The organism is Candidatus Paceibacterota bacterium, from assembly GCA_035452965.1.
Taxonomy (GTDB): domain Bacteria; phylum Verrucomicrobiota; class Verrucomicrobiia; order Limisphaerales; family UBA8199; genus UBA8199.
In genome coordinates this window covers 97,477-121,506 of sequence record DAOTCE010000013.1, presented here as the reverse complement: position 1 = coordinate 121,506, position 24,030 = coordinate 97,477, and the positions used below count along the sequence as shown (strand labels likewise).

21 protein-coding genes are annotated in these 24,030 nt (G+C 62.7%); 19 read left to right on the top strand and 2 right to left on the bottom strand.

All coding sequences use genetic code 11. The annotated features are described in order from the left end of the window. Entirely contained in the window at positions 1 to 786 is a 786-nt protein-coding gene (locus P5205_12195) for a WecB/TagA/CpsF family glycosyltransferase (GenBank protein ID HSA11121.1), read from the top strand. Here P5205_12195 and P5205_12190 read toward each other — a convergent pair. Then, the gene (locus tag P5205_12190) at positions 783 to 1,925 is read right to left on the bottom strand and encodes a hypothetical protein (GenBank protein HSA11120.1); all 1,143 of its coding nucleotides are present in this window, start codon (positions 1,923 to 1,925) and stop codon (positions 783 to 785) included. The two genes, P5205_12195 and P5205_12190, sit on opposite strands and share 4 nt — an antisense overlap. Before the next feature lie 228 nt (positions 1,926 to 2,153). Here P5205_12190 and P5205_12185 point away from each other — a divergent pair, with 228 nt between their 5' ends. The 16 genes from P5205_12185 to hypE all read left to right on the top strand — a co-directional run bounded on the left by P5205_12185 (position 2,154) and on the right by hypE (position 19,990). After that, entirely contained in the window at positions 2,154 to 2,672 is a 519-nt protein-coding gene (locus tag P5205_12185) for an ankyrin repeat domain-containing protein (GenBank protein ID HSA11119.1), read from the top strand. Beyond that, positions 2,669 to 3,790, top strand: a complete 1,122-nt coding sequence (locus tag P5205_12180) for a metallophosphoesterase (GenBank protein HSA11118.1) — start codon at positions 2,669 to 2,671, stop codon at positions 3,788 to 3,790. Before P5205_12185 ends, P5205_12180 begins: the two co-directional genes overlap by 4 nt. A gap of 363 nt (positions 3,791 to 4,153) precedes the next feature. Next, positions 4,154 to 4,609: a c-type cytochrome gene (locus P5205_12175; protein ID HSA11117.1), complete on the top strand. Its 456-nt coding sequence runs from the start codon at positions 4,154 to 4,156 to the stop codon at positions 4,607 to 4,609. Positions 4,610 to 4,671: 62 nt separating this feature from the next. Then, positions 4,672 to 6,192, top strand: coding sequence for a phytoene desaturase family protein (crtI, locus tag P5205_12170; GenBank protein HSA11116.1), 1,521 nt, complete (start codon positions 4,672 to 4,674; stop codon positions 6,190 to 6,192). Between the two features lie 11 nt (positions 6,193 to 6,203). Further along, on the top strand, positions 6,204 to 7,415 hold the full coding sequence (locus P5205_12165) for an AarF/ABC1/UbiB kinase family protein (protein ID HSA11115.1): 1,212 nt from the start codon (positions 6,204 to 6,206) through the stop codon (positions 7,413 to 7,415). Between the two features lie 3 nt (positions 7,416 to 7,418). Then, positions 7,419 to 7,877 carry an SRPBCC family protein gene (locus tag P5205_12160; GenBank protein ID HSA11114.1) on the top strand — a complete coding sequence of 153 codons (459 nt, stop codon included), beginning with the start codon at positions 7,419 to 7,421 and terminating at the stop codon, positions 7,875 to 7,877. Positions 7,878 to 8,522: 645 nt separating this feature from the next. Then, positions 8,523 to 10,421, top strand: coding sequence for a hypothetical protein (locus tag P5205_12155; protein HSA11113.1), 1,899 nt, complete (start codon positions 8,523 to 8,525; stop codon positions 10,419 to 10,421). Between the two features lie 11 nt (positions 10,422 to 10,432). Next, positions 10,433 to 11,914 (top strand): phospholipid carrier-dependent glycosyltransferase, encoded by a 1,482-nt coding sequence (locus tag P5205_12150; GenBank protein HSA11112.1) that lies wholly within the window; start codon positions 10,433 to 10,435, stop codon positions 11,912 to 11,914. A gap of 55 nt (positions 11,915 to 11,969) precedes the next feature. Then, positions 11,970 to 12,974, top strand: a complete 1,005-nt coding sequence (locus P5205_12145; protein ID HSA11111.1) for an exosortase/archaeosortase family protein — start codon at positions 11,970 to 11,972, stop codon at positions 12,972 to 12,974. Beyond that, positions 12,971 to 13,723 carry an exosortase-associated EpsI family protein gene (locus P5205_12140; GenBank protein HSA11110.1) on the top strand — a complete coding sequence of 251 codons (753 nt, stop codon included), beginning with the start codon at positions 12,971 to 12,973 and terminating at the stop codon, positions 13,721 to 13,723. Before P5205_12145 ends, P5205_12140 begins: the two co-directional genes overlap by 4 nt. A 72-nt stretch (positions 13,724 to 13,795) precedes the next feature. Further along, positions 13,796 to 15,166, top strand: a complete 1,371-nt coding sequence (locus P5205_12135) for a sugar transferase (GenBank protein ID HSA11109.1) — start codon at positions 13,796 to 13,798, stop codon at positions 15,164 to 15,166. Between the two features lie 32 nt (positions 15,167 to 15,198). Further along, entirely contained in the window at positions 15,199 to 16,164 is a 966-nt protein-coding gene (locus P5205_12130) for an SDR family oxidoreductase (GenBank protein HSA11108.1), read from the top strand. 330 nt (positions 16,165 to 16,494) lie between these two features. After that, entirely contained in the window at positions 16,495 to 17,349 is an 855-nt protein-coding gene (gene mutM / locus P5205_12125) for a bifunctional DNA-formamidopyrimidine glycosylase/DNA-(apurinic or apyrimidinic site) lyase (protein ID HSA11107.1), read from the top strand. 210 nt (positions 17,350 to 17,559) lie between these two features. Continuing rightward, positions 17,560 to 17,853, top strand: a complete 294-nt coding sequence (locus P5205_12120; protein ID HSA11106.1) for a HypC/HybG/HupF family hydrogenase formation chaperone — start codon at positions 17,560 to 17,562, stop codon at positions 17,851 to 17,853. Next, positions 17,850 to 18,938, top strand: coding sequence for a hydrogenase formation protein HypD (gene hypD / locus P5205_12115; protein ID HSA11105.1), 1,089 nt, complete (start codon positions 17,850 to 17,852; stop codon positions 18,936 to 18,938). Before P5205_12120 ends, hypD begins: the two co-directional genes overlap by 4 nt. Then, entirely contained in the window at positions 18,935 to 19,990 is a 1,056-nt protein-coding gene (hypE, locus tag P5205_12110) for a hydrogenase expression/formation protein HypE (protein ID HSA11104.1), read from the top strand. The genes hypD and hypE overlap by 4 nt, the downstream gene beginning before the upstream one ends. A gap of 100 nt (positions 19,991 to 20,090) precedes the next feature. Here the strand turns inward: hypE and P5205_12105 are convergent, their stop codons facing one another. Next, the gene (locus P5205_12105; GenBank protein ID HSA11103.1) at positions 20,091 to 20,399 is read right to left on the bottom strand and encodes a hypothetical protein; all 309 of its coding nucleotides are present in this window, start codon (positions 20,397 to 20,399) and stop codon (positions 20,091 to 20,093) included. A 619-nt stretch (positions 20,400 to 21,018) separates the two neighbouring features. On the opposite strand from P5205_12105, the gene P5205_12100 reads away from it, so the two are divergent. Beyond that, the gene (locus P5205_12100) at positions 21,019 to 21,540 is read left to right on the top strand and encodes an N-acetyltransferase (protein ID HSA11102.1); all 522 of its coding nucleotides are present in this window, start codon (positions 21,019 to 21,021) and stop codon (positions 21,538 to 21,540) included. A 124-nt stretch (positions 21,541 to 21,664) separates the two neighbouring features. Then, a complete protein-coding gene (locus P5205_12095; protein ID HSA11101.1) occupies positions 21,665 to 24,028 on the top strand; it encodes a hypothetical protein in 2,364 nt (787 codons plus the stop codon). Positions 24,029 to 24,030 lie beyond the last annotated feature (2 nt).

Here is a 24,030-nt window from a genome sequence, read left to right as displayed (position 1 = left end):
ATGACTGCGCTCGAAGTGCTGGGCACGCCGCTGCTGTTGACCGACTACCACAGCTTGGGGGAGCAGTGCCGCCTATGGGCGCGTGGCAGTGCTTGTGTGGCGCTGGACTTCGCCAATACTCAGATCGTGACCATGCGGCGCCACGAGCCTTGGTTCCACGACCTGACCAGCGTATATGACGCCTTCCCGCCGGATGGCATGCCGCTGATCTGGTGCCTGCGGCTGGCGGGGGCGCGCCTGCGCGACCGTGTCTATGGTCCCACCTTCATGCGCCATTTTTTGGCCGGTGTGTCGGGGGAGTTCACCCATTACCTGCTCGGCGGTTCGGAAGCCTGCGGCCTCCAACTGCGTGCCGCGTTCACCAAACTCAATCCCGGAGTCCGCTTTGTCGGCGCCTATCACGGCAAGTGCGCGCCCGATGGACGGATGGAGGGTGCTGCCGAGGAAGTGGTGATCGAGGAAATCAACCGCCTGTCGCCGGATTTCATCTGGGTGGGCTTTGGCACGCCCAAGCAGCAGGCTTGGGTGAAGCGCTATAAGCCCCGGCTGCGGCGCGGTGTCATCCTCACTGTTGGTTTCGCCTTCGATGTGAACGCCGGCATGAAGCCCGACGCCCCGCTTTGGATGCAGCGGCTGGGCCTGACGTGGATTTACAGGCTGGGCTCGGAGCCGCGCCGGCTCGCCACGCGGTACTTCCGCTACAACACCCTCTTTCTCTTCTACCTGCTGCGAGATGGCCTGCGCGGCCGCTCCTGGACCAGGCTTCGCGGCGGCGCGCGGCCCTAACCGGAACCGGCGGACCCCTGTGGCAAGTGCGGCTTCCACGCTTCCAACCACACCAATCCTCCCAGACAAGCGAGGACGAGCAGTGGATTGTAAACCGAAGCCACCGCTTCGGCGGCGGTTCGCAGAAGCCCGGCGGGCAGAATATAGCGGGGAACGAAGACCAGGTTGACCGCCAGCAGCAGAGTCATCAACGTGGGCCAGGCCAGGGAACCGCGCCGCAGAAACAGCGCCAGGGCCGGCGCAGCCGCCACCAAGTCGTATTCGTGGTGATAGATGGGCAGCAGTCCCAGCAGCAGCAGCGCCGCCAGTTGCGTCAGCGGTTCCTTGATGCGCCACATGACAACCCCATACAGCGCGAACCACACAGCCCAGACGACCGCTGACAGGGCCGCTCCATCTCCGAGGCAGGGGCGGAATAGCCGGCGCAGCGAGACGAGGTCGTATTCTGTCCAGGCCTGGACTGTATCCAATGATCCCCCAGCCATTCTTGCCAGGTCGGCCGGACCAAGTCGCGTCCAAAACAGCATTGCCGCTCCGCACACCGCCATCACTACGAACGGCAGCACGAGGGCTTTCGGGCGCTTAAACAGGAGTTGGAAGTAGATCGGGAATACCAGCGATTGCTTCATGGCGGAAAGCGTCAGAAACGCGCTGTTTGTGGCGGACGTGAACGGAAAGGCCGCCAGCGCCGCCGCCACGCAAATCAGCGCCAGGTTGCCCAGGCCGATCACCAACCCGGTGCTCAACCAACTCCAAAAGAACGCAAGCAGCAGCCACCGCCGCAAGCCCTGGAGGCCCGCCAATCGGCTCAGCCGCCACCAGATGTAGAACACGCACGCCACATTGAGCAGCAGCATCAACAGCCGGGCCGCGGGCCAGCCCAGGACAAAGAACGGGGTCAACACCAGCCAAGTGTGCGGCAGATAAAGCGCCTGGCTCAAGGCGATGTCCGCGTAGTCGCGGTGACATAGGAGGAACCAGAGCGAGTAGTAGATGTTCAGGTCATGCGAGGCGTCGAAGAGGATTCGCAGCGAACGCGCCAGGCGGAAAAGCGCCCAGATGGTCGCAACCCCGAGCAGCAAGCGGCCGCAAAGTTGAGCCCGCTTTTCCGGCAGCCGCAGCCATGAGAGTACCGTCATGGGCTTATTACATCAGACGGCCCGCCCGGATTCAATGCGTGAACCTCAAAGTCGCTTGTCGAAGCCGCGCGGTTGCGTTAACAGGAGGGTGTGAAGTTTCAACTCGAACCGGGCGGCGGCGGGATGCGCGTTGGGGAGGGCGGGCATTCTCTCTGTCCCAAACAGTGCCGGACGTCAAGGTTCGCCAGGAAGAGCTCTTTCCTGGGATGGAGGGCATGCCTGGTGGCAGTGATTCTAGGGATCTCTATCCTGGCCGTGGCAGGCGCGGAAGCCCTGGGGCCGCGTGCCCAGGAGGCAGATGAGACCCTGCTCCGGGCGATCCGGGGTGGAGACCTGGAGCTGCTCAAGGCGGCCATCGCCGACGGGGCCGACGTCAATCGCCGTAGCACCAACGGCCTGCCGCCGCTGCTCGGGATGTTCCGCGCCGCTGCGGGCCCGCTGGACAGCGAGCACCGCCAGTGCGTGGCCTCCCTGCTCGCACACGGCGCCACGGTGGATGCCAGGGACGGCGACCGCCGGACCCCGCTCATCCTCGCGGCGCGGCTTTGCGATCTGGAGAGCATCCGCCTGCTGGTGGAGGCCGAGGCCGATGTCATGGCCCGTGACCGGTTCCACAAGTCGGCCTTGTTCTACGCGGTTGAAGCCCGCCGTCGCGACATCGTGCTTTACCTTGCCGCGAACGGCGACCTGATTTCCCTGAGCATCAGAGAGAAGAGAGCCATCAGTCGGGCGCAACAGGCCAAATGACCTTGTTCCTGTCCATCATTCTCACCATCTGGGGAGTGATGCACCTTTACGTGTTCTGGCGGCTGGCCTCGGTTCCCTGGCTGGCGGTGCAGATTTCGCGTCCGATGTTGATTGCGGCCGCCATCGCGCTTTGGGCCAGCTACCCGGTTGCCCGGATTCTCTACTCCTGGAAGCTCGATGCCGCGGCGCGCCCGCTGGAAATTGCCGGAGCCACCTGGATTGGCATTCTATTTCTGCTCTTTGCGGTGCTGCTCGTTGCGGATGTGGTCACCCTGGGAGGTTATCTTGTGCCCAATCTGCTGACCCGGATACCCGGATGGGCGCTCGTCGCGGCGGGTTTGCTGTCAATCGTGGCACTGGTTCAAGGGATTCGGCCGCCGGTCCTGCGTGATTATGAAGTGTGGCTTGCCGGGCTTCCCCCGGAACGCGATGGGCTGGTGTTGGTGGAGATTTCGGATCTGCATCTGGGCACCCTGATTAACAAGGGCTGGCTGACCCGGTTGGTCCGTCGGGTCAACGACTTGCGGCCGGACTTGGTGGCGGTCGTGGGTGATGTCGTGGACGGCAACGTTGAACGCGTGGAAGCGATGCGCCCGGTTCTCGCGCAGCTTCGCGCCCCTTTGGGGGTCTGGGCTGTGACCGGCAACCACGAATATTATGCGGGCGAGGAGCAGTGCGTTCGCCTGTTCCAGGACGCCGGCTTCACCGTCCTGCGGGACGCCTGGGCTGAGGCGGCCTCGGGTCTGGTGCTTGCCGGTGTGGACGATCTCACTGCGGGACGGCAGTTTGGCAGCAACAGGCACTCCATCGAATCGGCCCTGGCGACGCGTCCGCCCGGCGCTGTCATTCTGTTGTCGCATTCCCCCTTGCAGGCGGAGCTTGCCGCGAGGTTGGGCGCCGGGCTCATGCTCTCGGGGCACACCCACAATGGCCAGCTCTGGCCGTTCAGCTATCTGGTCCGGCTGAGGTATCCGCTCCTCGGCGGGCGCCACGAAGTGGCCGGCATGCCGGTCATCGTCTGCCGCGGCACCGGCACGTGGGGCCCGCGCATGCGCCTTTGGCGGCCCAGTGAGATTGTGCGGATCAAGCTCAGGGCCGCCGCCGAACGGCCTCGTTGAGGCAGCGACCGAATCTCATCCCCAGGGTCGCGGCGACAGGGTTGCTCCTCCTCCGGCCAGCAGTCTCCCGTCTCCAGCCTGCTTCGATCCGATCCCTGACCACGAGAACGTTCTTACCGTCTGGGCCAGCAGAACTCAAAGTCCCCCTGTCAGCGTCCCGAAAACCGCAATAACGACCTTTTGACACGCCCCGCTGCCTTTTGGCAGTATGGCGGCATGTTTGGTGGGCTTGAAAGCCAATTATCTCTCACCCGCGCAGCGCTGACTACGCGCGGCGCGCAAGACCAAATCAGTTGTAGGGAGCATAACCCGCCGTCTTCCCTGTACGTGCCTTAGACTTGCCCAGCAGGCAACCCAAAACCTATGAAAAGCAAAACGCTGCTTTCCGGGTCAGTTACAGCCGCGGTTCTTTTGGCCGTCTGGGCGATTGCCGAAGGCATCCCCCCTTCGTCAACCGCTCCTGCAGACCGCCTGGAACAAGGCCGGTATCTCGTGGAACGCGTGGCCCTGTGTGCGGACTGCCACACCGAGCGCGACTGGAGAGGCAAGCAAGATCGAACACGCTGGCTTCGGGGTTCAAAACTCCCCTTCAAACCCTCAAGGGTTATGCCGTGGTCTGCAGTGGCTCCAGCGATTGACGGACTCCCGTCACTTGCAGATTCCGAACAGGCTGCACATTACTTCGAAACCGGCATCAAACCCGACGGCAAGCAATCGTCGCCGCCCATGCCGCAATATCGCCTAAGCCACAGCGACGCTCTCGCCGTGGTCGCGTATCTCCGGTCGCTGCGAGCCTCAATCGTGGGCCCGGCCAAGTAGCTCCCAGGATTTAGCCGACTATTAACCAGCACTGCCCGTTTCGCCTATTCCAACCTCAGCCTATGAAGAACAGCAATATGCAGAAGCACATCATAATCGTCGGCGCTGGGCCCGGTGGGCTGACCGCCGCCATGCTCCTGGCCGCGCGAGGTTTCAAGGTCACGGTCTTCGAGAAGGACCCGCACGTCGGTGGCCGCAACGCTGCCATCGTGCGCAACGGCTACAAATTCGATACTGGCCCGACGTTCCTGATGATGAAGTTCATCCTGGACGAAGTGTTCGAGGAAGCCGGCCGGCACATCGACGAGTGCCTGAAATGCGTGAAGCTCGAGCCGATGTATCGGCTTCAATTCCAGGACGTCGGGCTCGAACCGACAACCGACCGCGAGGTAATGCTCCGGCAACTGGACACCCATTTCCCCGGCAACCGTGCCGGCTACGATAAGTTCATGGCGGTGGAGAAGGAACGCTTCCACCGCATGTACCCCTGCCTCCAGAAAGACTATGCCTCTGTGATGCAGTATCTCTCCAGAGACATGCTGCGCGCATTGCCGAAACTATCCATCGGACGGTCGCTCATCAGTGTGCTGGGCGATTACTTCCGCGAGGACAAGCTCAGACTCTCCTTCACCTTCCAATCCAAGTACCTGGGCATGTCCGCGTGGGATTGCCCCGGCGCCTTCGCCATTTTGCCCTATGTCGAGCACGCCTTTGGTATCTATCACGTGATGGGCGGCTTGAGTGAAATCTCTGAGGCGATGGCCAGGGTCTGCCGCGAACTTGGCGCAAACCTCCGCCTCGCAACCCCAGTGCGGCAGCTCGTGCTCGAAGGCCGCAGCGTGCGCGGCGTCCAATTGGCAAATGGGGAACGCGTCCTGGGTGACGAAACCGTGCTCAACGCCGACTTCGGCTATGCGATGAAGAACCTCGTGCCGCCCGGCGTGCTGCGGAAGTACAAACCGGATAACGTGGACGCGCGGTCCTATTCGTGCTCGACCTTTATGCTCTACCTCGGCCTCGACAAGATTTACGACCTGCCGCACCACACCATCTTCTTCGCCCGCGATTACCAGCGGAACATCAGCGATATCTTCCAAGCCAAGGTGCTTTCGGAGGACATCTCCTTTTACGTCCGCAACGCCAGTATTACTGATCCCGCGCTCGCCCCGCCGGGCCACTCCTCGGTTTACGTCCTGGTGCCTGTGCCCAATCGCACGGCGCAGATTGACTGGGCCAAGGAAGCGGCGGACTTCCGCGACCGCGTCGTCACCGCGGTGGAGAAACGCGCTGGAATGGCCGATCTGCGCCAGCACATCCGCGAGGAGGTCATCTTCACGCCGCAAACCTGGCAGGACATGAACATCCAGTACGGCGCGACCTTCAATCTCGCCCATTCACTCGGGCAAATGCTCTACTTCCGTCCCCGCAACCGATTTGAGGAGTTGGACAACTGTTACCTGGTCGGCGGCGGCACGCATCCGGGCAGCGGGCTGCCGACGATCTACGAGTCCGGCCGTATTGCCGCAAACCTCATCTCGCGCCGCTACGGCATCTCATTCGTCTCCAAGAACACGAAGGTTTAGCCCCCCTGGCCATGAACTGGGTTCAGTTTGGCCGACTCGTTCATTCAATCTACAGCCGCGGGGGCAAACTACCCGACCTCGATTGGATTGAGAGCCTCGGTCTCCTTGCGGTGAAGCTTGGCCAGGTTCATGCCCTGCGAATAGACTTCCTCGACCGCGAGAAATGCGAGCATCTCGCCAGGCTCTACCGCCGAAACGCCGCGTTGCCTGCCGACGATTTCCTGAGCTTGCTTCGCGCCTCCGCCGGGGCGGAGTTCCTTGACCATTTTGCCGAAATCGAACAAACCGCGCTCGCCTCCGCTTCCGTCGGCCAGGTGCATCGCGCGGCGCTCAGAAGCGGCCAATCCGTCGTTATCAAGGCTGTCAAGCGCAACCTCCGTTCACAGTTCATTGCAGACGTGGCCAGCCTCAAGCGGCTCTTTCGCCTGGCCACATTTGTCTATCCCAAGATTCGCCAAGTAGGGGATCCCATTGGCATTCTCGGTGACATCGAAGAATACACCCTAAGCGAGCTGGACTTGCGCCGCGAGGCTGCCGGGCAGCAAACCCTGCGCTCTATCTACGAGCAGCATCGCGACACTTTCGACCTCTCGCGCCTCGCGTTCGCGCGTGTCCATGAGCCGCTATGCAACGAGAACGTCATGGTGTCCGATTACATCCCCGGCCGCAGCTTCGACGAGTTGCTCGAAGCGGGAGACCTGCGTTACGAAACGCTGCTCGAACTGTTCCACATTCATGGCTTCTTCATGTTCTGCATCGGCACTTTCCACGGTGACATGCACCCTGGAAACGTGCTCCGCACCGGCGACCAGCTCTGCTTCATTGACACGGGCTACATCGGCCGCGTCAGTCCCCGTCTCCGACATGGGCTTTTTGAGTTCTTTGCCGCCCTTTCGGAGTACGATTACCCGCTCTGCGCGGCGGCGTTGAACCGTATGTCCGGGCGCGAACTCACTGCCGAGGCCTTTGAAGCCTTCAAGCAGAAGTTCCTGGAGTTGTACGCCGACTTCGAAGGTCGCACCGTGGCACAGGTGAGCCTTACCCGCAAAATGATGCAGACCATTAAACTTGGCGTACACTCCGGGATGACGTTTGACAAGGGCATCTTCGCCATCATACGCAGCCTCATGTATCTGGACGGCATGGTGCTCCGATGCAAACCGGACGCCGTGCTGCTGCGTGACATGCGCCGTTACCTCGCCGAGTTTGGGCGACGGATTTGACCGATGCGCCTCCGCGACTTCCACGCTGAGCTCTGGCTGCCGCTGCCGCCCGCGCAGGTGTTTCCGTTCTTCGCCGAGGCGGCGAATCTCGACGCCATTACCCCGCCATGGCTGCACTTTCAAATTGTCACCCCAAGGCCGATTGTCATGCGCGTGGGCACGTTGATTGATTACCGGCTGCGTTTTCGCGGCATCACCGTTCGCTGGCGGACGCGCATCAGCGCCTGGCAGCCGCCGCATCGCTTTGTGGATGAGCAACTGCGCGGCCCCTATCGCCAGTGGATTCACGAGCACTCCTTCGAGCCGCGTGATGGCGGCACACTGGCCCGGGACCATGTGCGTTACGCCGTGCCGCTGGATTCCCTGACGCATCGCTGGCTCGTGCGACCTGACATCCAAGCGATCTTCCATTTCCGCGCCGAGGCGCTCCGGAAGCACTTCCCCGCACCACCGAACACATGAGTGTGCCCGCGCGTCTGGATGAATGGGAGATCCCCGGGTTTGCCGGGGAGGCCCTCAAAGTCCGACTGGCCGTCAAGTGGCCGTCCAAGGACCGTCCTGCGGGGAACTTCATAGCAGCGCGGTAGCGCCCCGGAGCGGGGGCCTGGCACCACAAGAGCTTCCGCCTGCGGCTAACCTGTTGTCAGGCCTCAGTTCTGGAGGTCCACGCTCGCTTTCGGGCGTAGCAACGGCTACGATTTCTACGTCGTAGTGCTGCAGGGTAAGGTCTTTACGACGGATGCGCTTCATCCGAGGAGATGACCGGATGTGAAGAGGCGAGTCGGGTCGCCGGGAGGGTTAGCCAACACCGGACAGGCCCTTCCGACTTCTAACCTGCGCAGTGTCCAAATTTTGGACAGTGATGCTGATTGCCTGCCTTCTCGAGTCCCCGCCGAACCCGGCACCTCTGGCTCGGGGTTACGGTGACAATATGGTTCTGTTACGGTGTGGTTCCCATGGGGGTCGGCCCCCATGGGAACCACACCGTAGCCTGACCGCACTGACAAGCTATCCTGGCAGCGTTGGCTTGAGGGGCATGCCTGGGGAGGCGGAGGACGGGCATTGACTGGCGCGTGGGGCGCCCCTACCGTCAGGCGCGCTGCTTCAATGATGTCGTTTCTGCCATTGGTCAGGGTCTGGATTTGGGTATCGGTGCTCGCCAGCGTGGCGGGATGGGGGTTGTCCGCCTTGGGGCAACTGAATCGGGCCGGGTATGCGGCTTTTGCCGTAGTGGCCGCCATTGGCATCTGGCTGGGGCGCAGGAAACTGCGGTGGGTGGTGGCGGAGCCGGTGTTCAATTGGCGGAAGGCGCGGGTGCGATTTCGGCGATGGCTACCGGCGTGCTTTCTGGGGCTGGCGTTCCTGGTTTTGCTGGGCGGCGCGCTCTACCCGCCGTCCAATCATACGGCGATGTCGTATCGAACCCCCCGCGTGCTGCATTGGCTGGCGGAGGGGAACTGGCATTGGATTCACACCCCCAACTATCGGATGAATCTCCGGTGTTGCGGCATTGAATGGCTGAGCGCGCCGGTGCTGTTGTTCATGAAATCAGACCGTGCCTTGTTCCTGATCAACTTCGTCTCGTTCCTGCTGCTGCCTGGCCTGACCTACAGTGTGCTTACGCGGTTGGGAGTGCGACGGCAGGTGGCCTGGTGGTGGATGTGGCTGCTGCCGACGGGTTACAGCTTCCTCCTGCAGGCCGGCAGCCTGGGCAATGACGCCTACCCAGCAGTCTATGCGCTTGCCGCGGTGGATTTTGGTCTCCGCGCCTGGGAGTCGCGCCGGCTTTCGGACTTATGCCTTTCCATCTTGTCGGCGGCCCTGTTGACCGGGGCCAAGGCGACCAACTTGCCCCTGCTCTTGCCGTGCGGCCTGGTCGTGCTGGGTTTGGTGCCGCTGCTGCTGCGCCGGCCAGCGATGACATTTGCGACAGTGCTGCTGGGGGCCACCGTCTCGTTTCTCCCTACGGCCGCGTTGAACATGCGTTACTGCGGCGATTGGTCGGGGCTGAACATGGAGAAGACGGGGATGGATATGAAAAGCCCGGTAGTAGGGATTTGGGGCAACGCCTTGCTGCTGGCCAAGAACTTCGTGCCACCTTTCCTTCCACAGGCGGGTTGGTGGAACCACTCGGCGCGGTCCATCGTGCCGCCCGCGATAACCAGCAGAATGGACCGGAGTTTCGAAGAGGGGTATCTCGGCTTGGGGGAAATGCCGGTCGAAGATACCACGGGCATTGGTTTTGGGATCAGTTGGCTGGTGGTGATTTCCGTGCTGGCGGCCTGGCTCATCCGCTCTAAGGCGCAAGGCGCATGGACCGGCAGCCGGTTCATCCCCCGCCAATTGCGGTGGCTGCTGGTGGTGGCGCCGTGGGGGGCGCTGCTGGCCTACTGCATGAAGTCCGGCATCGTGGACGCCGGGCGTCTCATCTCGGCCTACTACGCGCTGCTGCTGCCGTTGCTGCTGATAAGCGCGCGGCAAGCCGAGATCGTCCGCCGCCGCTGGTGGCGGGTAATGGCTTGCGGCGTCGTGTTGCTGGCCGTGCCGGTGCTGGTACTGACGCCCGGACGGCCGTTATGGCCGGCCCAGACCATCCTATCGAGGCTGGTGGCCTGGAAACCCGACCAGCGTTTGCTTAAGAGGGCCCTGACGGTCTATAGCGTTTACGATGTGCGCTCCGATACCCTGGCTGGCGTGCGGGCAATGCTGCCAGCGGGGTTGTCCGTGGTGGGATTCGTGGGCACCTGTGACGACATTGACATTTCGCTGTGGCGGCCCTTTGGTTCGAGGCGGGTAAAGCACATCCTCTTGAGCGATTCCTTGGAACAAATCCGCAGCCGCCAGATTCTGTATGCGGTGGTCGGCGAAGCAAACCTGCTGGAAAACAACACAACCCTGGCGGCCTGGCAGGCGAGGACCGGGGCGCAAGTGGTCGCGACGACCACGGCGACAATGACTGTCAGCCAGGGGCCGCGCAATTGGTCTCTCGTGCGGTTTCCGGATTAACCCGCAATAATGTGATTGGCACACCGTCAACAAGCGTGCACCAGCGGAGAGTAGTCATCGGGTTGGTGATTCTGCTCACACTTGTAGCGCTTGCGCTGCGTTTCTATCGGCTCTCGAACCAGTCTATGTGGACGGATGAGGTGTCTTCCGTCGAAACCTCCCGGAAGCCCCTGTCGCAGATGACCCAGGAGAGCGGTTCGGAGAATGTCTATCTGCCGGGGTATTTTCTCCTGCTGGGAGCCGTGCTGGGTGACGCCGACCAGGGCGTTGAAATCCGGGCGCGCGGGCTGTCGGCCCTGGCGGGGGGACTGTCTGTGCCGCTGTTCATAGGCGTGGTGTACTGTTGGCGCCGGCGGTGGCCGGCGGCGTTGCTGGCGGGCCTGCTGCTGGCCATCAATCCGCTGCACCTGTGGTATTCGCAGGAGGTGCGGGCCTATGCGACCATGCTGTTCTTTGGGCTGCTGACCCTGCTGGTTTACGAACTGGCGCGGGCATCCCGCAAACCGTGGTGGTGGGGGATCTACTTCGTGTGCGCCCTGACGGCAATCGCCTTGCATAAGATGGCCGTCATTTTCCCGGTGACCTGTGCTCTCTGGCATGGGTTGAACGTGTGGCGCGAGAAGGGGCGTTTCCGGGACCTGACCGTGCATGTTGTGACGCTCGGCGTGGTGTGCGGAGCGTTGCTGCTCAGGTCGTATCCGCCGCCGCCGGAAAGCGGGCGATCGAGGTCTGTCCTGGAGCTGGGCTACACCTTCATGACGTTTGTGGGGGGATATTCCTTCGGCCCATCCATCACGGACATCCAGTCGCATGGCGCTATGGGGGCTGTGTCGCGCAACCTCGTCCAGGTCGGGATACTGTGTGGCGTGCTGGCACTGGTGGCGGTGGCCTATGGGCTTGAGTTCCGCTCACTGGTTCGAGGCAAAGAAACCAGCTTGGTCGTCCTGAACCTCGGCTTCGTGTCCATTACGACGCTGATCTTCTCATTCCCCTATAACATCCGCTATACACTGCCGGCGCTGCTGGGCTTCCTGGCGCTGGCCGCGGTGCTGAGTCGGCGCGTGAATCCGCGCGGTATGGGCGGCCTGGCGTTTGGGGCGGTGCTGCTGCTGGGATTGTGGGCGGATGCGCAATGGTTCTACAGCCCGGCGTATCGGAAAGCTGATGCGCGCGCGGTGGCGCAGTGGCTGGTGGCTAACCAGCCCAGCGTGAAGTCGTGGACGGTTCTGCCTGACTACCTGAGTTTGTCCGTTGAGTGGTATTTGCGGGCCCACCCGCAAGTGCTCGCCGGCAAGCGGCCCCCAACCCAGGCGCATACCACCTCGTTCCCGCCGGTTCCCGATGCGCTGATCATCGGGCGGCGGCATCACGTTACGGAACCGGACAAGATCGTTGCGGCCTACTATGCCAGCGCTGGAGCGGTGCGGCCCATCCCCGCCATCGCGGGCTTTGAACTCTACGTATGCGAGCAGGCCCGCCGCGAACCCGAATAATTGATTGAGCAGGATCGGCGAATCAGGTATCCAATAATCTCGACTTAACGCGCACATGGCAAACCAACCGGAAAACGGGATCCTGGAGGACTTTCGCATTCAATTCCTGGAATGCTGGCAGCGGCTGCCGAACAAGGGCTTGTTCTTTGTCCTGCTGATCGCCTGGCTGGCTTTGTTCCATTTCCTGGGCAACTCCACACTGGGTTATATCTCGACCCCGTCGCTGCTGCAGTGGATGCACCTCGTTTACGGGAGCGAAGACACGAGCGGTTCCGACGATAGCCGCGGCAGGTTGATTCCCTTCGTCGTGCTTGCGCTCTTCTGGTGGAAACGCAAAGAACTACTGGCCCTGCAACTGCGTATGTGGTGGCCCGGGCTGCTGCTGGTGGCGCTGGCGCTGGCGCTGCATGTGTTGGGATACATGGGCCAGCAACCGCGCATCTCAATCGTCGCGCTGTTTACCGGCATCTACGGTTTGACCGGATTGGTCTGGGGCCCGAAATGGCTGCGCGACAGCTTCTTCCCATTCTGCTTGTTCGCATTTTGCGTGCCTTTGGGGTGGTCCGCGGTATCCGTCACATTCCCCATGCGGCTGCTGGTGTGCCGGTTGGTGGAGTTGATTGCGAGTTTCATCCTGCAAATTGACGTCCTGAGAGTGGGCACCGCGCTGATTGATCCGACGGGCCATTATCAGTATGACGTGGCGGCGGCGTGCAGCGGCATTCGCAGCCTGTTCGCCACTGTGGCGGTGGCGATCATCTACGCGATGCTCTCATTCCGGTCGTGGTGGAAGCGCGGCGTGCTGATGGTCTCGGCGGTGCCGCTGGCGATCATAGGGAATACCCTGCGCATGCTGACCATTATCATTGCCGCGGAGATTGGGGGGCAGAAGGCCGGAACCTACGTGCATGATGGCGGGCCGTTCGGAATTCTAAGCCTGTTGCCGTATGTGGCCGCATTTGCGGGTTTGATGCTGCTTGGGCATTGGCTGCGCGGGAACCAGTCAAAGCCCGATGCTCCGCCCGCGGTGGTCCAACCCAACGGATCCGGGCATCTATGAACAAACAAAAGTGGATTATCCTGATCGTGGCGCTCGGTCTGATGGGAGGCGCGGCGAGCGTCCTGACGAGGCTGCAGGCGAACCAGAAACTGGGGCGGCCGGCTGTTAAGACCAGCCCCATTGCCGGCAGCCAGCGGCTCCAGGTCGAACTGCCCGAGCGGGCGCTGGATTATACGTCAGAGGCGGTAGAGGTGGACAAGGCTACGCTTGAATGGCTGCCGCAGGATACCAGCTTTGGCCAGCGGCTGTATCGGGCGCCGGACGGGTTCTACACAGCGGTGAACGTGGTGTTGATGGGCAGCGACCGGACCAGCCTTCACAAGACAGAATTCTGTTTGGAAGGACAAGGGTGGCAAATTGACCGCAGCGCCACAGCGGAAGCCAAGGTGCGCATGGAGCGGCCTTATCCGTATGATCTGCCTGTGATGAAGTTTATTGCCACCCGGGACGTTAAATCCGAGGGACGGACTGTGACTGTTCGGGGTGTTTACGTGGTCTGGTTTGTCGCTGAGGACGAGTACACTGCCCGGCACTGGCAACGCATGTGGTGGATGGCCCGCGACCTTCTGTGCACAGGTGTCCTGCAGCGCTGGGCCTCAGTCAGCTTCTTTGCCCAGTGCGCGCCCGGGGCGGAGGACGCCACGTTCGAACGGATGAAGAAGCTCATCGGCGCGCTGGTGCCCGAGTTCCAACTGGTCCCTCGACCGGAAGAGACTGTCGGGGTCCCGCGGCCGAAGCCCGGGCAGTAACATCTTCGTTGTTCTCGCCTGAACTCTACTGAAGCCTAACGATACATGCTGCGCCGTGATCGCCTAATTCGGATGCAAATCCATCAGTTGATGGATGCCTGCCTGTTCGCGTTGGCTTTCTGGCTGGCTTACAGGTTGCGCTCGAACCTGGACATCATTGATCTGTTCGGCCTGAGGGGGTGGGACGCGCCATTCGACGTCTATGTAGGGCTTTATTTGATTTTGATACCGGCCGCGCCGTTGTTGTTGGAGGGACAGGGTTTTTACGCCCGTCCACCGTTCTGTCCCCGGAGCACGACTGCGTGGATGCTGTTCAAGGGCTGCTGCTTCACCACGCTCGGATTGGTGCTGGCGATGTATTTGTTCAAGATCCCTCCGGTTGCCCGCTGGATCGTGATTTGGTTTAGCTTCATCAGTTTTGGGTTGGTGTTTGCCAAGGAAGAGATCGTGCGATGGTTAGCCGGCACCAAGATGGCCCAGGCGCAATACCGGCGGCGAGTCATCCTCGTCGGCACGCCTGATGAAACGATCCGAATGGAGACGGCGCTAAAGGCAAGGTCAGAGAAGGAAGTGGAAATCCTGGCGCGTCTGGACCTGAGCGCCGCCCCCGTGGAACGTCTGGTGGAGATGCTGCATGAGTACTCCGTCAACAGCGTCATCCTCAGCGCGAAGCACGCCTATTTCGAACGAATCGAAGCCGCGATCCGCGCTTGCGAGCTGGAGGGGGTCGAGGCCTGGCTGGTGGCGGATTTCTTCAAAGCAAAAATCTCACGCACCAGCCTCGATGACTATTATGGCTTGCCAATTCTGGTCTTCCGCTCCGCGCCGGAGTCCTCGTGGCCGCGGATGATGAAGCACTTGATGGATCTCGTAGGATCGTTCGTGCTTCTGATTTCCCTTTCGTGGTTGCTGGTGCTGATTGCCGTGCTCATCAAGTGGACCTCCCCGGGCCCGGTGTTGTTCCGTCAGCGGCGGTCGGGAGTCAACGGCCGACCCTTCACTCTCTATAAATTCCGCACCATGGTCAGCAATGCGGAGCAACTCAAGCATGAGCTGGCCGCGATGAACGAGATGACCGGGCCGGTCTTCAAAGTGACCAACGATCCGAGAGTCACCCCCATCGGGTGGTTCCTCCGCAAGTTCAGTCTGGACGAGCTCCCCCAGCTGTTGAATGTGTTGCGCGGCGAGATGAGCCTGGTAGGCCCGCGCCCGCTGCCAGTGGACGAAGTCAAGCAGTTCTACGATCTGGCACACCGCCGGCGGTTGAGCGTCAAGCCGGGCCTGACCTGCCTTTGGCAGATCGGCGGGCGCAACAAGATTTCCGACTTTCAGGAGTGGGTCCGGTTGGACCTGGAGTACATTGACAACTGGTCGCTGTGGCTGGACCTCAAGATTCTGTTTCGCACCTTGCCGGTCGTGCTGTCCGGCGAGGGCGCAAAGTGAGGTGCCCGGCAGACCGACACGTCAAACCACTTATGAACCACAAACGAAAAACTCCCTCCCAATCCCAGCCCACCTCCGTCGTTACCGGTGCGGCAGGTTTCCTGGGTTCGCACCTGGTGGATCTCTTGCTGGCCCGCGGACACAGAGTCATCGGCATCGACAACTTTGTCACCGGCTCCGTGGACAACATCTCCCACCTGGGGGGTAACGCCAATTTCAAGTTCATCGAGCAGGACGTGACCGAGTTTCTCTTCCTGGATGTGCCGGTGAAGTTCGTCTGGCACTTCGCGTCCCCCGCCAGCCCGATTGATTACCTGGAGCTGCCCATACAGACCTTGAAGGTCGGCTCGCTGGGCACGCACAAGGCGCTGGGGTTGGCCATGAACAAGGGGGCGCGCTTCCTGCTCGCCTCAACCTCGGAGATCTACGGCGACCCGCTCGTCCATCCGCAAACCGAAGACTACTGGGGCAACGTGAATCCCATCGGCCCGCGCGGCTGCTACGACGAGGCCAAGCGCTTTGCCGAGGCCCTGACGGTCGCCTACCACAAGGAGCATCAAGTCGAGACCCGCATTGTGCGCATCTTCAACACCTACGGCCCCCGGATGCGCCTCAACGACGGCCGCGTAGTGCCGGCCTTCGTCAGCCAGGCGCTGAAGCATCGGCCGATCACGGTGTTTGGCCGCGGCCAGCAGACCCGCAGTTTCTGCTACGTGTCGGACCTCATTGAAGGTATATACCGGCTCATGATGGGTTCTCACGTTGGGCCGGTGAACATCGGCAACCCGGCGGAAATGACCGTGCTGGAATTCGCCAAGGCCATTATCCGCGCCACCAACTCTCGCAGCAAGATCACCTTCCGACCCCTGCCGCAGGACGATCCCCGCCAACGCCGGCCGGATATCACCCTGGCCAGAAAACTCCTTGGTTGGGAGCCCCGGGTGCCGCTGGCCGACGGTTTGACCAAGACCATCGAATACTTCCGCCGCAAGATCTGAGGCGGCGGCGCAAGCGAGGCTCAGCCCTCCTCTCCACGGGAATCTCACCGTATACTCGCCGTATGCACGCCGTATCCACACCGTGGATACAGCCTTGACATCCCGGGTGCGGTTCCGCGTAACCCACTGCCGTTGCTCGACTTATATCCGCGCAGGCCTGAAACCGGGGCATCTCTGACCATAATTTACGTAACTCCCTGTAAATATTGAGCTTGTGCCATTTATTCGGGCCGATTGACCGTGGCCATGCGCAGCACTCGTGACGGCGGAAAGCAGTTGCGGGCGCACAAATGAATCGAGTCCGTCTTCCAATCCAGCTAGCTTCCATTTGTGCCTGAATTGCCGGAAGTTGAAGTGTTGGTCCGCCACCTGGCGCCGCTGCTGAATGGCCGGACGATTCAAGCCGTTCGTGTGCGCCGGGCCAAGGTGCTGGCACCCCTGTCCGTCCGCGAGTTCGCCCAGGCCGTGCGCGGAGCGACATTCACCAGCCTGACGCGCCGGGGCAAGTACCTCGTATTCAAGCTGCGCCAGGCGCGCCGGGCCGCGCCGCTGACCCTCGTGGGTCACCTGGGCATGACGGGGCGGATGTACTTGTTGCCGGCCACCGCGCGGTTGCCCCGGCACGCCGCTGCCGTGCTGAGCTTGGGCCGGGAGAACTTCGTCTTCGAAGACACACGCTACTTCGGGCGGCTGACACTGGACCTCCGGGGACTGGAGAAACTGGGGCCGGAGCCGCTGGGAGCGGAGTTCACAGTGGAGTGTTTTGGCGAGGCGCTGCGCCGATCCAGGCAGCCGATCAAGGTCAGACTGCTCGACCAATCCCTGCTCGCGGGCGTGGGGAACATCTATGCCAGCGAGGCCCTGTTCCGCGCGGGCATTGCGCCAACGCTGCCGTCGCGGCGCCTGACCAAAGCCCAGGTCAGGCGGCTTTGGCGCGCCCTTCGCGTCGTGCTCCGCGAGGCCATTGCGTGCGGCAGCACCGTCCCCCTGAACTACGCGGGCCACGGCACGCGCGATGGGCTGTTCTATTTCGGCCGCGCACCCGGCGCGCCGGACTATTACGAGGAGCGCTTGCGGGTCTATGACCGGGCGGGCCGCCCCTGCACAAAGTGCGGCACCCCGATCAGTCGCCGGGTCCAGGCGGCCCGCAGCACCTTCTATTGCTCCCGCTGCCAGCGCGCCTGACACGAAGGGCATTCGCCGGGCTGGATGCCGTTCCCGCTGGGGCGGCTGATCGCGCGCGGGAGGAACAAAGCAATGCCAGCCGCGGGCACAAATCAGACTCCCGCGCATAATCGAACGGCGCGATGATCGCCCGGCTCACGGTCTCAGGCTCAGGCCGTTCTGCCAGTGGCGACATTGCCGCGCCGGCTGATTAAGTGTAGGCTTGCCGCAATGTGTCTGGCTATTCCAGGTAAGATCACCAGCATCAGCGGCGAAGACCCGATGCTGCGAACCGGCAAGGTGGATTTTGGCGGCATCCTTAAGGAAGTCAGCCTCGCCTACGTGCCCGAAGCCCAGCTCGGCGATTACGTCATCGTCCACGTCGGCTTCGCCCTCAGCCGGGTGGATGAAGAGGAGGCCAAACAAGTGTTCGAGTACCTGCGCCAGATGCAGGAGCTGAGCGAGTTGGACGAAAGCGCGCCCGGCCGCCCGCCCGCGCCGGCCACCGGCCCCCCGGCGCAATGAAATACCTCGACGAATATCGCGACGCCGAGGGCGCGCACAAGCTCGCGCGCGAGATCGCCCGCATCACCACGCGCCCGTGGTCGCTCATGGAAGTCTGCGGCGGCCAGACCCACGCCATCGTCAAGTTCGGCATAGACGAGCTGTTGCCCCGGCAAATCACGCTCATTCACGGCCCCGGCTGCCCGGTCTGCGTCACGCCGCTCGAGCTCATTGACAAGGCGCTGGAGATTGCCGCCCGGCCCGAGGTGATCTTCTGCTCGTTTGGGGACATGCTGCGCGTGCCGGGCAGCGCTGCCGACTTGCTGTCCATCAAAGCCGGCGGCGGCGATGTGCGCATCACCTACTCCCCGCTCGACGCCGTAAAGCTGGCCGAGCAAAACCCGGCCCGCGAAGTGGTCTTCTTTGCCGTAGGCTTCGAGACCACCGCCCCCGCCACCGCGATGGCCGTCTATCAGGCGGCCCAAAAAGGGCTCCAGAATTTCTCCCTGCTCGTGTCGCACGTATTGGTGCCTCCCGCTATGGAGGGGATTCTGAGCGCGCCAGACCGCCGCGTGCAGGGTTTTCTGGCCGCCGGCCACGTTTGCGCCGTCATGGGCTGGGAGGAATACATTCCCATCGCCGCAAAGCACCACGTCCCCATTGTCGTGACCGGGTTCGAGCCGCTGGATATCCTGCAAGGCGTGCTGATGTGTGTGCGGCAGTTGGAAAGCGGCCGGGCGGTCGTGGAAAACCAATACAGCCGCGCGGTGCACCAGGCGGGCAACCAGCCCGCGCAGCAGCTGATCCGCCAGGTGTTCCAGGTCACCCCGCGCAAGTGGCGCGGCATTGGCGAAATCCCCCAAAGCGGCCTGGGCCTGAGCGAGGCATACCGGGCGTTCGACGCGGAGCGCAAGTTCGGCGTGGCCGGCCTGCGCGTCGAGGAGCCCACCGAGTGCCTCAGCGGGCTGGTATTGCAGGGCAAGATCAAGCCCCACGAATGCCCCGCCTTCGGCACGCGCTGCACCCCGGAACATCCTCTCGGCGCGACCATGGTCTCCTCCGAAGGCGCCTGCGCCGCCTACTACCGCTACCGCCGTGAACCATGACTACCCCCCGCGACTTCACCCTCTCCTGCCCGTTCCCGATCCAGGACTACCCGCGCGTGCTGCTCGCGCACGGCGGCGGCGGCAAACTGATGCACCAGCTCATCGGCAAGCTGTTCCTGCCCGCCTTCCACAATCCCCTGGTCGAAGCGCAGCATGACGCCACCGTGCTCGAGATCGGCGGCCAGCGTGTCGCTTTCACCACGGACTCTTACGTCGTGCGCCCCCTCTTCTTCCCCGGCGGCGACCTCGGTTCCCTGGCCGTGCACGGGACGGTCAACGACCTCGCGATGGCGGGGGCGCGCCCGCTCTACCTCAGCGCCGCCTTCATCATCGAGGAGGGCCTGCCGATGGAGACGCTGTGGAAGATCGTCTCCTCCATGCAACACGCCGCTCAACAGGCCGGCGTGCAGATCGTTACCGGCGACACCAAAGTCGTGGACAAAGGCAAAGGTGACGGCCTGTTCATCAATACCGCCGGGGTGGGCCTCCTCGAGCACCAGCTCAAAATCGGCCCGCAAAGCGTCCAGCCCGGCGACGCCATCCTCGTCAACGGCGACGTGGGCCGGCACGGCATGGCGATCATGGCTGTCCGCGAAGGATTGGAGTTCGAGAGCGCCATCGAGAGCGACTCCGCCCCGCTGGCGGAGCCGGTCTTGCAGCTCCTTCGGGCGGGCATCGAGCTCCACTGCCTGCGCGACCTAACCCGCGGCGGGCTGACCAGTGTTCTGAACGAAATCACCGAGTCCGCCGGCTTTGCCTTGCAGGTCGAGGAGAAGCTCATTCCCGTCCGCGAAGATGTCCGCGCCGCCTGCGAAATCCTGGGCCTTGACCCGCTGCAGGTCGCCTGCGAAGGCCGGTTTGCCGCCTTTGTGCCGGAACGGGACGCCGAACGCGCCCTGGCCATCCTGCGCGCGCACCCGGCCAGCCCCGGCGCCTGCCGGATTGGCAAAGCGACCGATCAACGTTCCCCCAAGGTCCTCCTCAAAAGCGCCATCGGCGCCCAACGCATACTCGACATGTCCAGCGGCGAACAGCTGCCGCGCATCTGCTGAGGCCTCCGGCTGCGGAGCCATGGCCCATCATCGGTTGCGAGGGACGGACAAACCGGGGCTCCAGGGACGGAATCCGGGCAATCTGCTGCTCAGTAGAGGCCTATGCCTCCCTTAACCACGGCATAGCCTCATCCGATCTGCGGTATTGTTCGTATCGTTCGCTTTGTTTTGATATGTTCGAAGCACTGCCGCCGTGCATTCCCTTCGAATAGGCGCGCCAGACTGCATTATGGTCAGCAATCAGTCCTCGCTCCCGCAACCAGGCTGCAATCTCCCTTAGCGAGAATCCCTTCTCCTCCTTAAGAACCCGGATCGTCTCGTGATAGTCTTCCAAGCCACGCCGTCGCGGCTCCTTCTGTGCCTCGGCCTGCAACTGCTGCGGGCTGGGCAGCGATTCTTCCTGTTCCATATACTGATACAATATAGAACAATACAGAACACACAAGAACAAAATGAACACACTTTGGATACTGACCGAGAAGAGGGAGTCCTTTGCCCGGAGGCATTTGTGGGGGCTATGGCCTCGGCGGCAGAGCGGACGTGGCTCGCCAGAGTCTCATGGAGGCAAGTGTGGCGAGCGAAGCGGCAGCACAGTAGATGAGGCGCCAGGCCCATTGTGCAGCGGGGGAGCTGGGCTCGAAAGTGGCGAGGAACCCGAAGGCGCAGAACAACAGAACAGGCGCCAGCAGGAAAATCAGTCCGGTTCTCAACAGGTATTTCATAGCTGGCGGAATGTAGCTCCGATGCCGGGGAAGGCGGCATCGAAAATAGTAAGCCGGACATTGACCAGAACACCGCCCCCCTTGTCTCCTCCGTCCCAATCGTCCCTTCCGTCCCTGAGCCTTAAACCCTCAAGCCTCAACCACCAAAGGGCTGCGGCCCCGCCAACCCTCAGCGAAGGTAGCCGCTTTCGCCGAAAGCGCCGGGGGGGCGTGCTGCACGTCTTGCTTATCGAAGTTCAGTGGTTCAGCATGCGCCCGAATTGCTGAGCAGGCCCTGGCCGGCCCTGTAAGGGAAACACGAAACGAATGCACCCTAAGATTACTATCAGGAGCGAAACCGATGCTGATGCAAACACGATTGCGGAGGTCACCATCGCCGCGTTCAAGACCTTGGAGGTCAGCCAGCACACCGAGCAGTTCATTATCGCGGCGCTGCGTGCGGCCAAGGCCCTCACGCTATCGCTCGTCGCAGAAGCGGATGGCCGGGTGGTTGGGCATATTGCTTTCTCTCCGGTGCGCATCTCCGACGGCACCCGAGACTGGTATGGCCTGGGACCGGTTTCGGTGTTGCCGGCCTGCCAGAAGCAAGGCATTGGCCAAGCCCTGATCAAGGAAGGCTTGTCACGATTGAAGAACATGGATGCCCGGGGATGTTGTCTCGTGGGCCATCCTGGCTACTACCGGAAATTCGGGTTTGCCAACATGCCCGGACTTGTGGTTGCAGGCGACCCGCCGGAGGTCTTCTTCGCTCTGTCTTTTGATGGCCACACTCCGCAGGGAAAGGTTGTCTTCCACGAAGCGTTCAAAGCAACTGATGTGAAGGGCTGACACCGCCGACCGGAGTAGAATAGGAGCTGGGGAATGAAGCAGAGCGTGCTGGCTTTTCAGCCGACCGTTGGTCAAGCTCGGGCCGTTGCAGATATTTTGCATCCAACGGCAGCGGATTCGCCCAATGGCCGATTTTGACCCCCCGGCTTTTGCTGACAGTACGGCGCCAGGCGACGGCCACACGCCGGGTTCGTTGCTGATGGCGCTGGCGGCGCTTGGAGCGCTTACGCTGGCGATGTTTGGCGACGTGCTCTTCTCTCCGGGAGACAAGGTGCTCTCCAGCCGCGGCACGGATGTCTTCAGTCAGTTCCTGCACTGGCGGGCGTTCGGCTTTGGCGAGTTGCGCAGCGGCAACCTGGCGCTGTGGAATCCCCATCTATTCTCCGGCGCGCCCTACTTCGGCGGCTTCCAGTCCGCCCTGCTCTACCCCGGCAACGCGTTATTCCTGATCCTGCCGGTGGCGCAAGCCATCAACTGGAGCATTGCCCTGCACGTCTTCCTGGGCGGCGCATTCGCTTACCTGTGGACCGCGCATCGCCGTCTGCATCCGCTGGCGTGCTTCCTGGCGGCGGTGATGTTCATGTTCTGCGGCGCGCACTTCCTGCATATTTACGCGGGGCACCTGCCGAACCTGTGCACGCTGGTGTGGGCGCCGCTGGTGTTCCTGGCCATTGACGGCCTGTTCGCCAAGCCTTCGGTCGGCTGGAGCTTGCTGGGGATGTTCGCCGTGGCGATGCAGGTGCTGGCCGGCCATCCGCAATACGTCTTCTACACCGGCGTGGCGGCGGGAATCTACGGCGCGCTGTGCGGTTGGAAGGCCCGGGGGCGAACGCGGTTCCTGCTTGGCTTGGCCGGGATCATCGTGGGCGGGGCGGGCTTGAGCGCGGTGCAACTGTGGGCTGGCCTGGAAGAATCGGGTGAGACGATCCGGAGCGCCGGACTGACGTATGATTTCGCGGCGATGTTTTCCTTCCCGCCGGAGAACTTCCTGACGCTGTTGGCGCCAAAGTTCTTTGGGGACATGAAGAGCCTTCCCTACTGGGGCCGCTGTTATCTGTGGGAGATGTCCTTGTTTGTGAGCGTGACAGGGCTGGCGCTGGCTGTGGCCGGCGCCGTATGGGGTGGCGGGCAGCGGCGGCGCTTCGCGGCGCTGATGGTCGTGGTCCTGTTTGTGCTGGCGCTGGGCGCGCACACTCCCCTGTTCAAGCTTCTCTACCAGTGGGTTCCGGGCTTCGACAAGTTCCGCGGCAGCTCGAAGTTCATCTTCCTCGCCTCTCTGTTTCTTGCGCTGCTGGCCGCCATCGGGCTCGACCTGCTGCTCAGCGGCCGGCGCCTGCCGCGCGCGTTCGGCGTCGCCCTGGCCGGCGGCGCCGTCCTGTTGGCGGGGGGCGGTCTCTGGCTGCACGAATTCGGCGCGGCCGCCGCTCCGGCTGAAACCACATGGCACAAGATCATGCTGGCCGTCCAGAACACCCATGAGGTTTATCTGCCGGCAGGAGCCTACAGCGATCCGGCCTTTGTGGGGCAGGCAGGCGCGCAAGCCTCGGCGAGCCTTCTCCTGGGGGCAGCCACGCTCGCCGTGGTGGCAGGCGCGCTGTTTGCGGCCGGCGCCTGGCGGCGCGCGCCCTGGCTGCTGGTGTTGCTGGCGGTGGCCGAGCTGTTCTGGTTCGGGCGAAGCTCGCTGGATCGCTTTGCCTTGAGTGAGGCCGCGGACACGGCGGTAAGACAGGTGCTGGCGGATCGCCCGGGCGATTACCGGATACTCAACCTGGCGGGTTCATCCAACAGCGCTTTGAGCACAGGGGCCAAAGACATTTGGGGCTACGATCCCGGCGCGCTGCGACGTTACGCCGAGCTGATGGCGCTGACGCAAGATCGGGATCCAAACCAGGCGTCCCAATACCTTGCCTTCTCGCGCGGCCACTGCCTGTACTCGATGCTGCGCCTCCGCTTCACGTTTGTGCCGGAGCAGAACAGGACTGCCGTCTATCCGTCCACCAACGCCATGGCCCAGTTGCATTTGATATCCCGATGCCGGGTAATCTCGCAGCGGGACGCCCTCTTCGCAGCTCTGACCAACGCCACCTTCGACCCCCGCGAAGAAGTCATCCTCGAAGCCGCGCCGAGACCCGAGCCCCAGCCTTCCGCCGATCCCGGCACGGTCACGCTGCTGGATTCCTCCACGGACCACTTGACCATTGAAGCGGAGGCGAAAACGCCCTGCCTGCTGCTCATCACGGACACCTACGCGAAGGGCTGGCGGGCGCGCGGACTGTCGGGCAGCGCCCAAGCCGCCTACGAGGTAATGCCGGCCAATTACTGCCTGCGCGCGATTCCGCTGGCCGCCGGCCACCACCGGCTGCGCCTGGAATACTCGCCGCCGGGCTTCCGGCTGGGGCGGTGGGTATCGGCGCTCTCGTTACTCGCCTGCCTTGGGCTGGCTGGCTGGTGCCGCCTTGGTTCCAGCTTGACAAGGCTCAGGTCCTGATT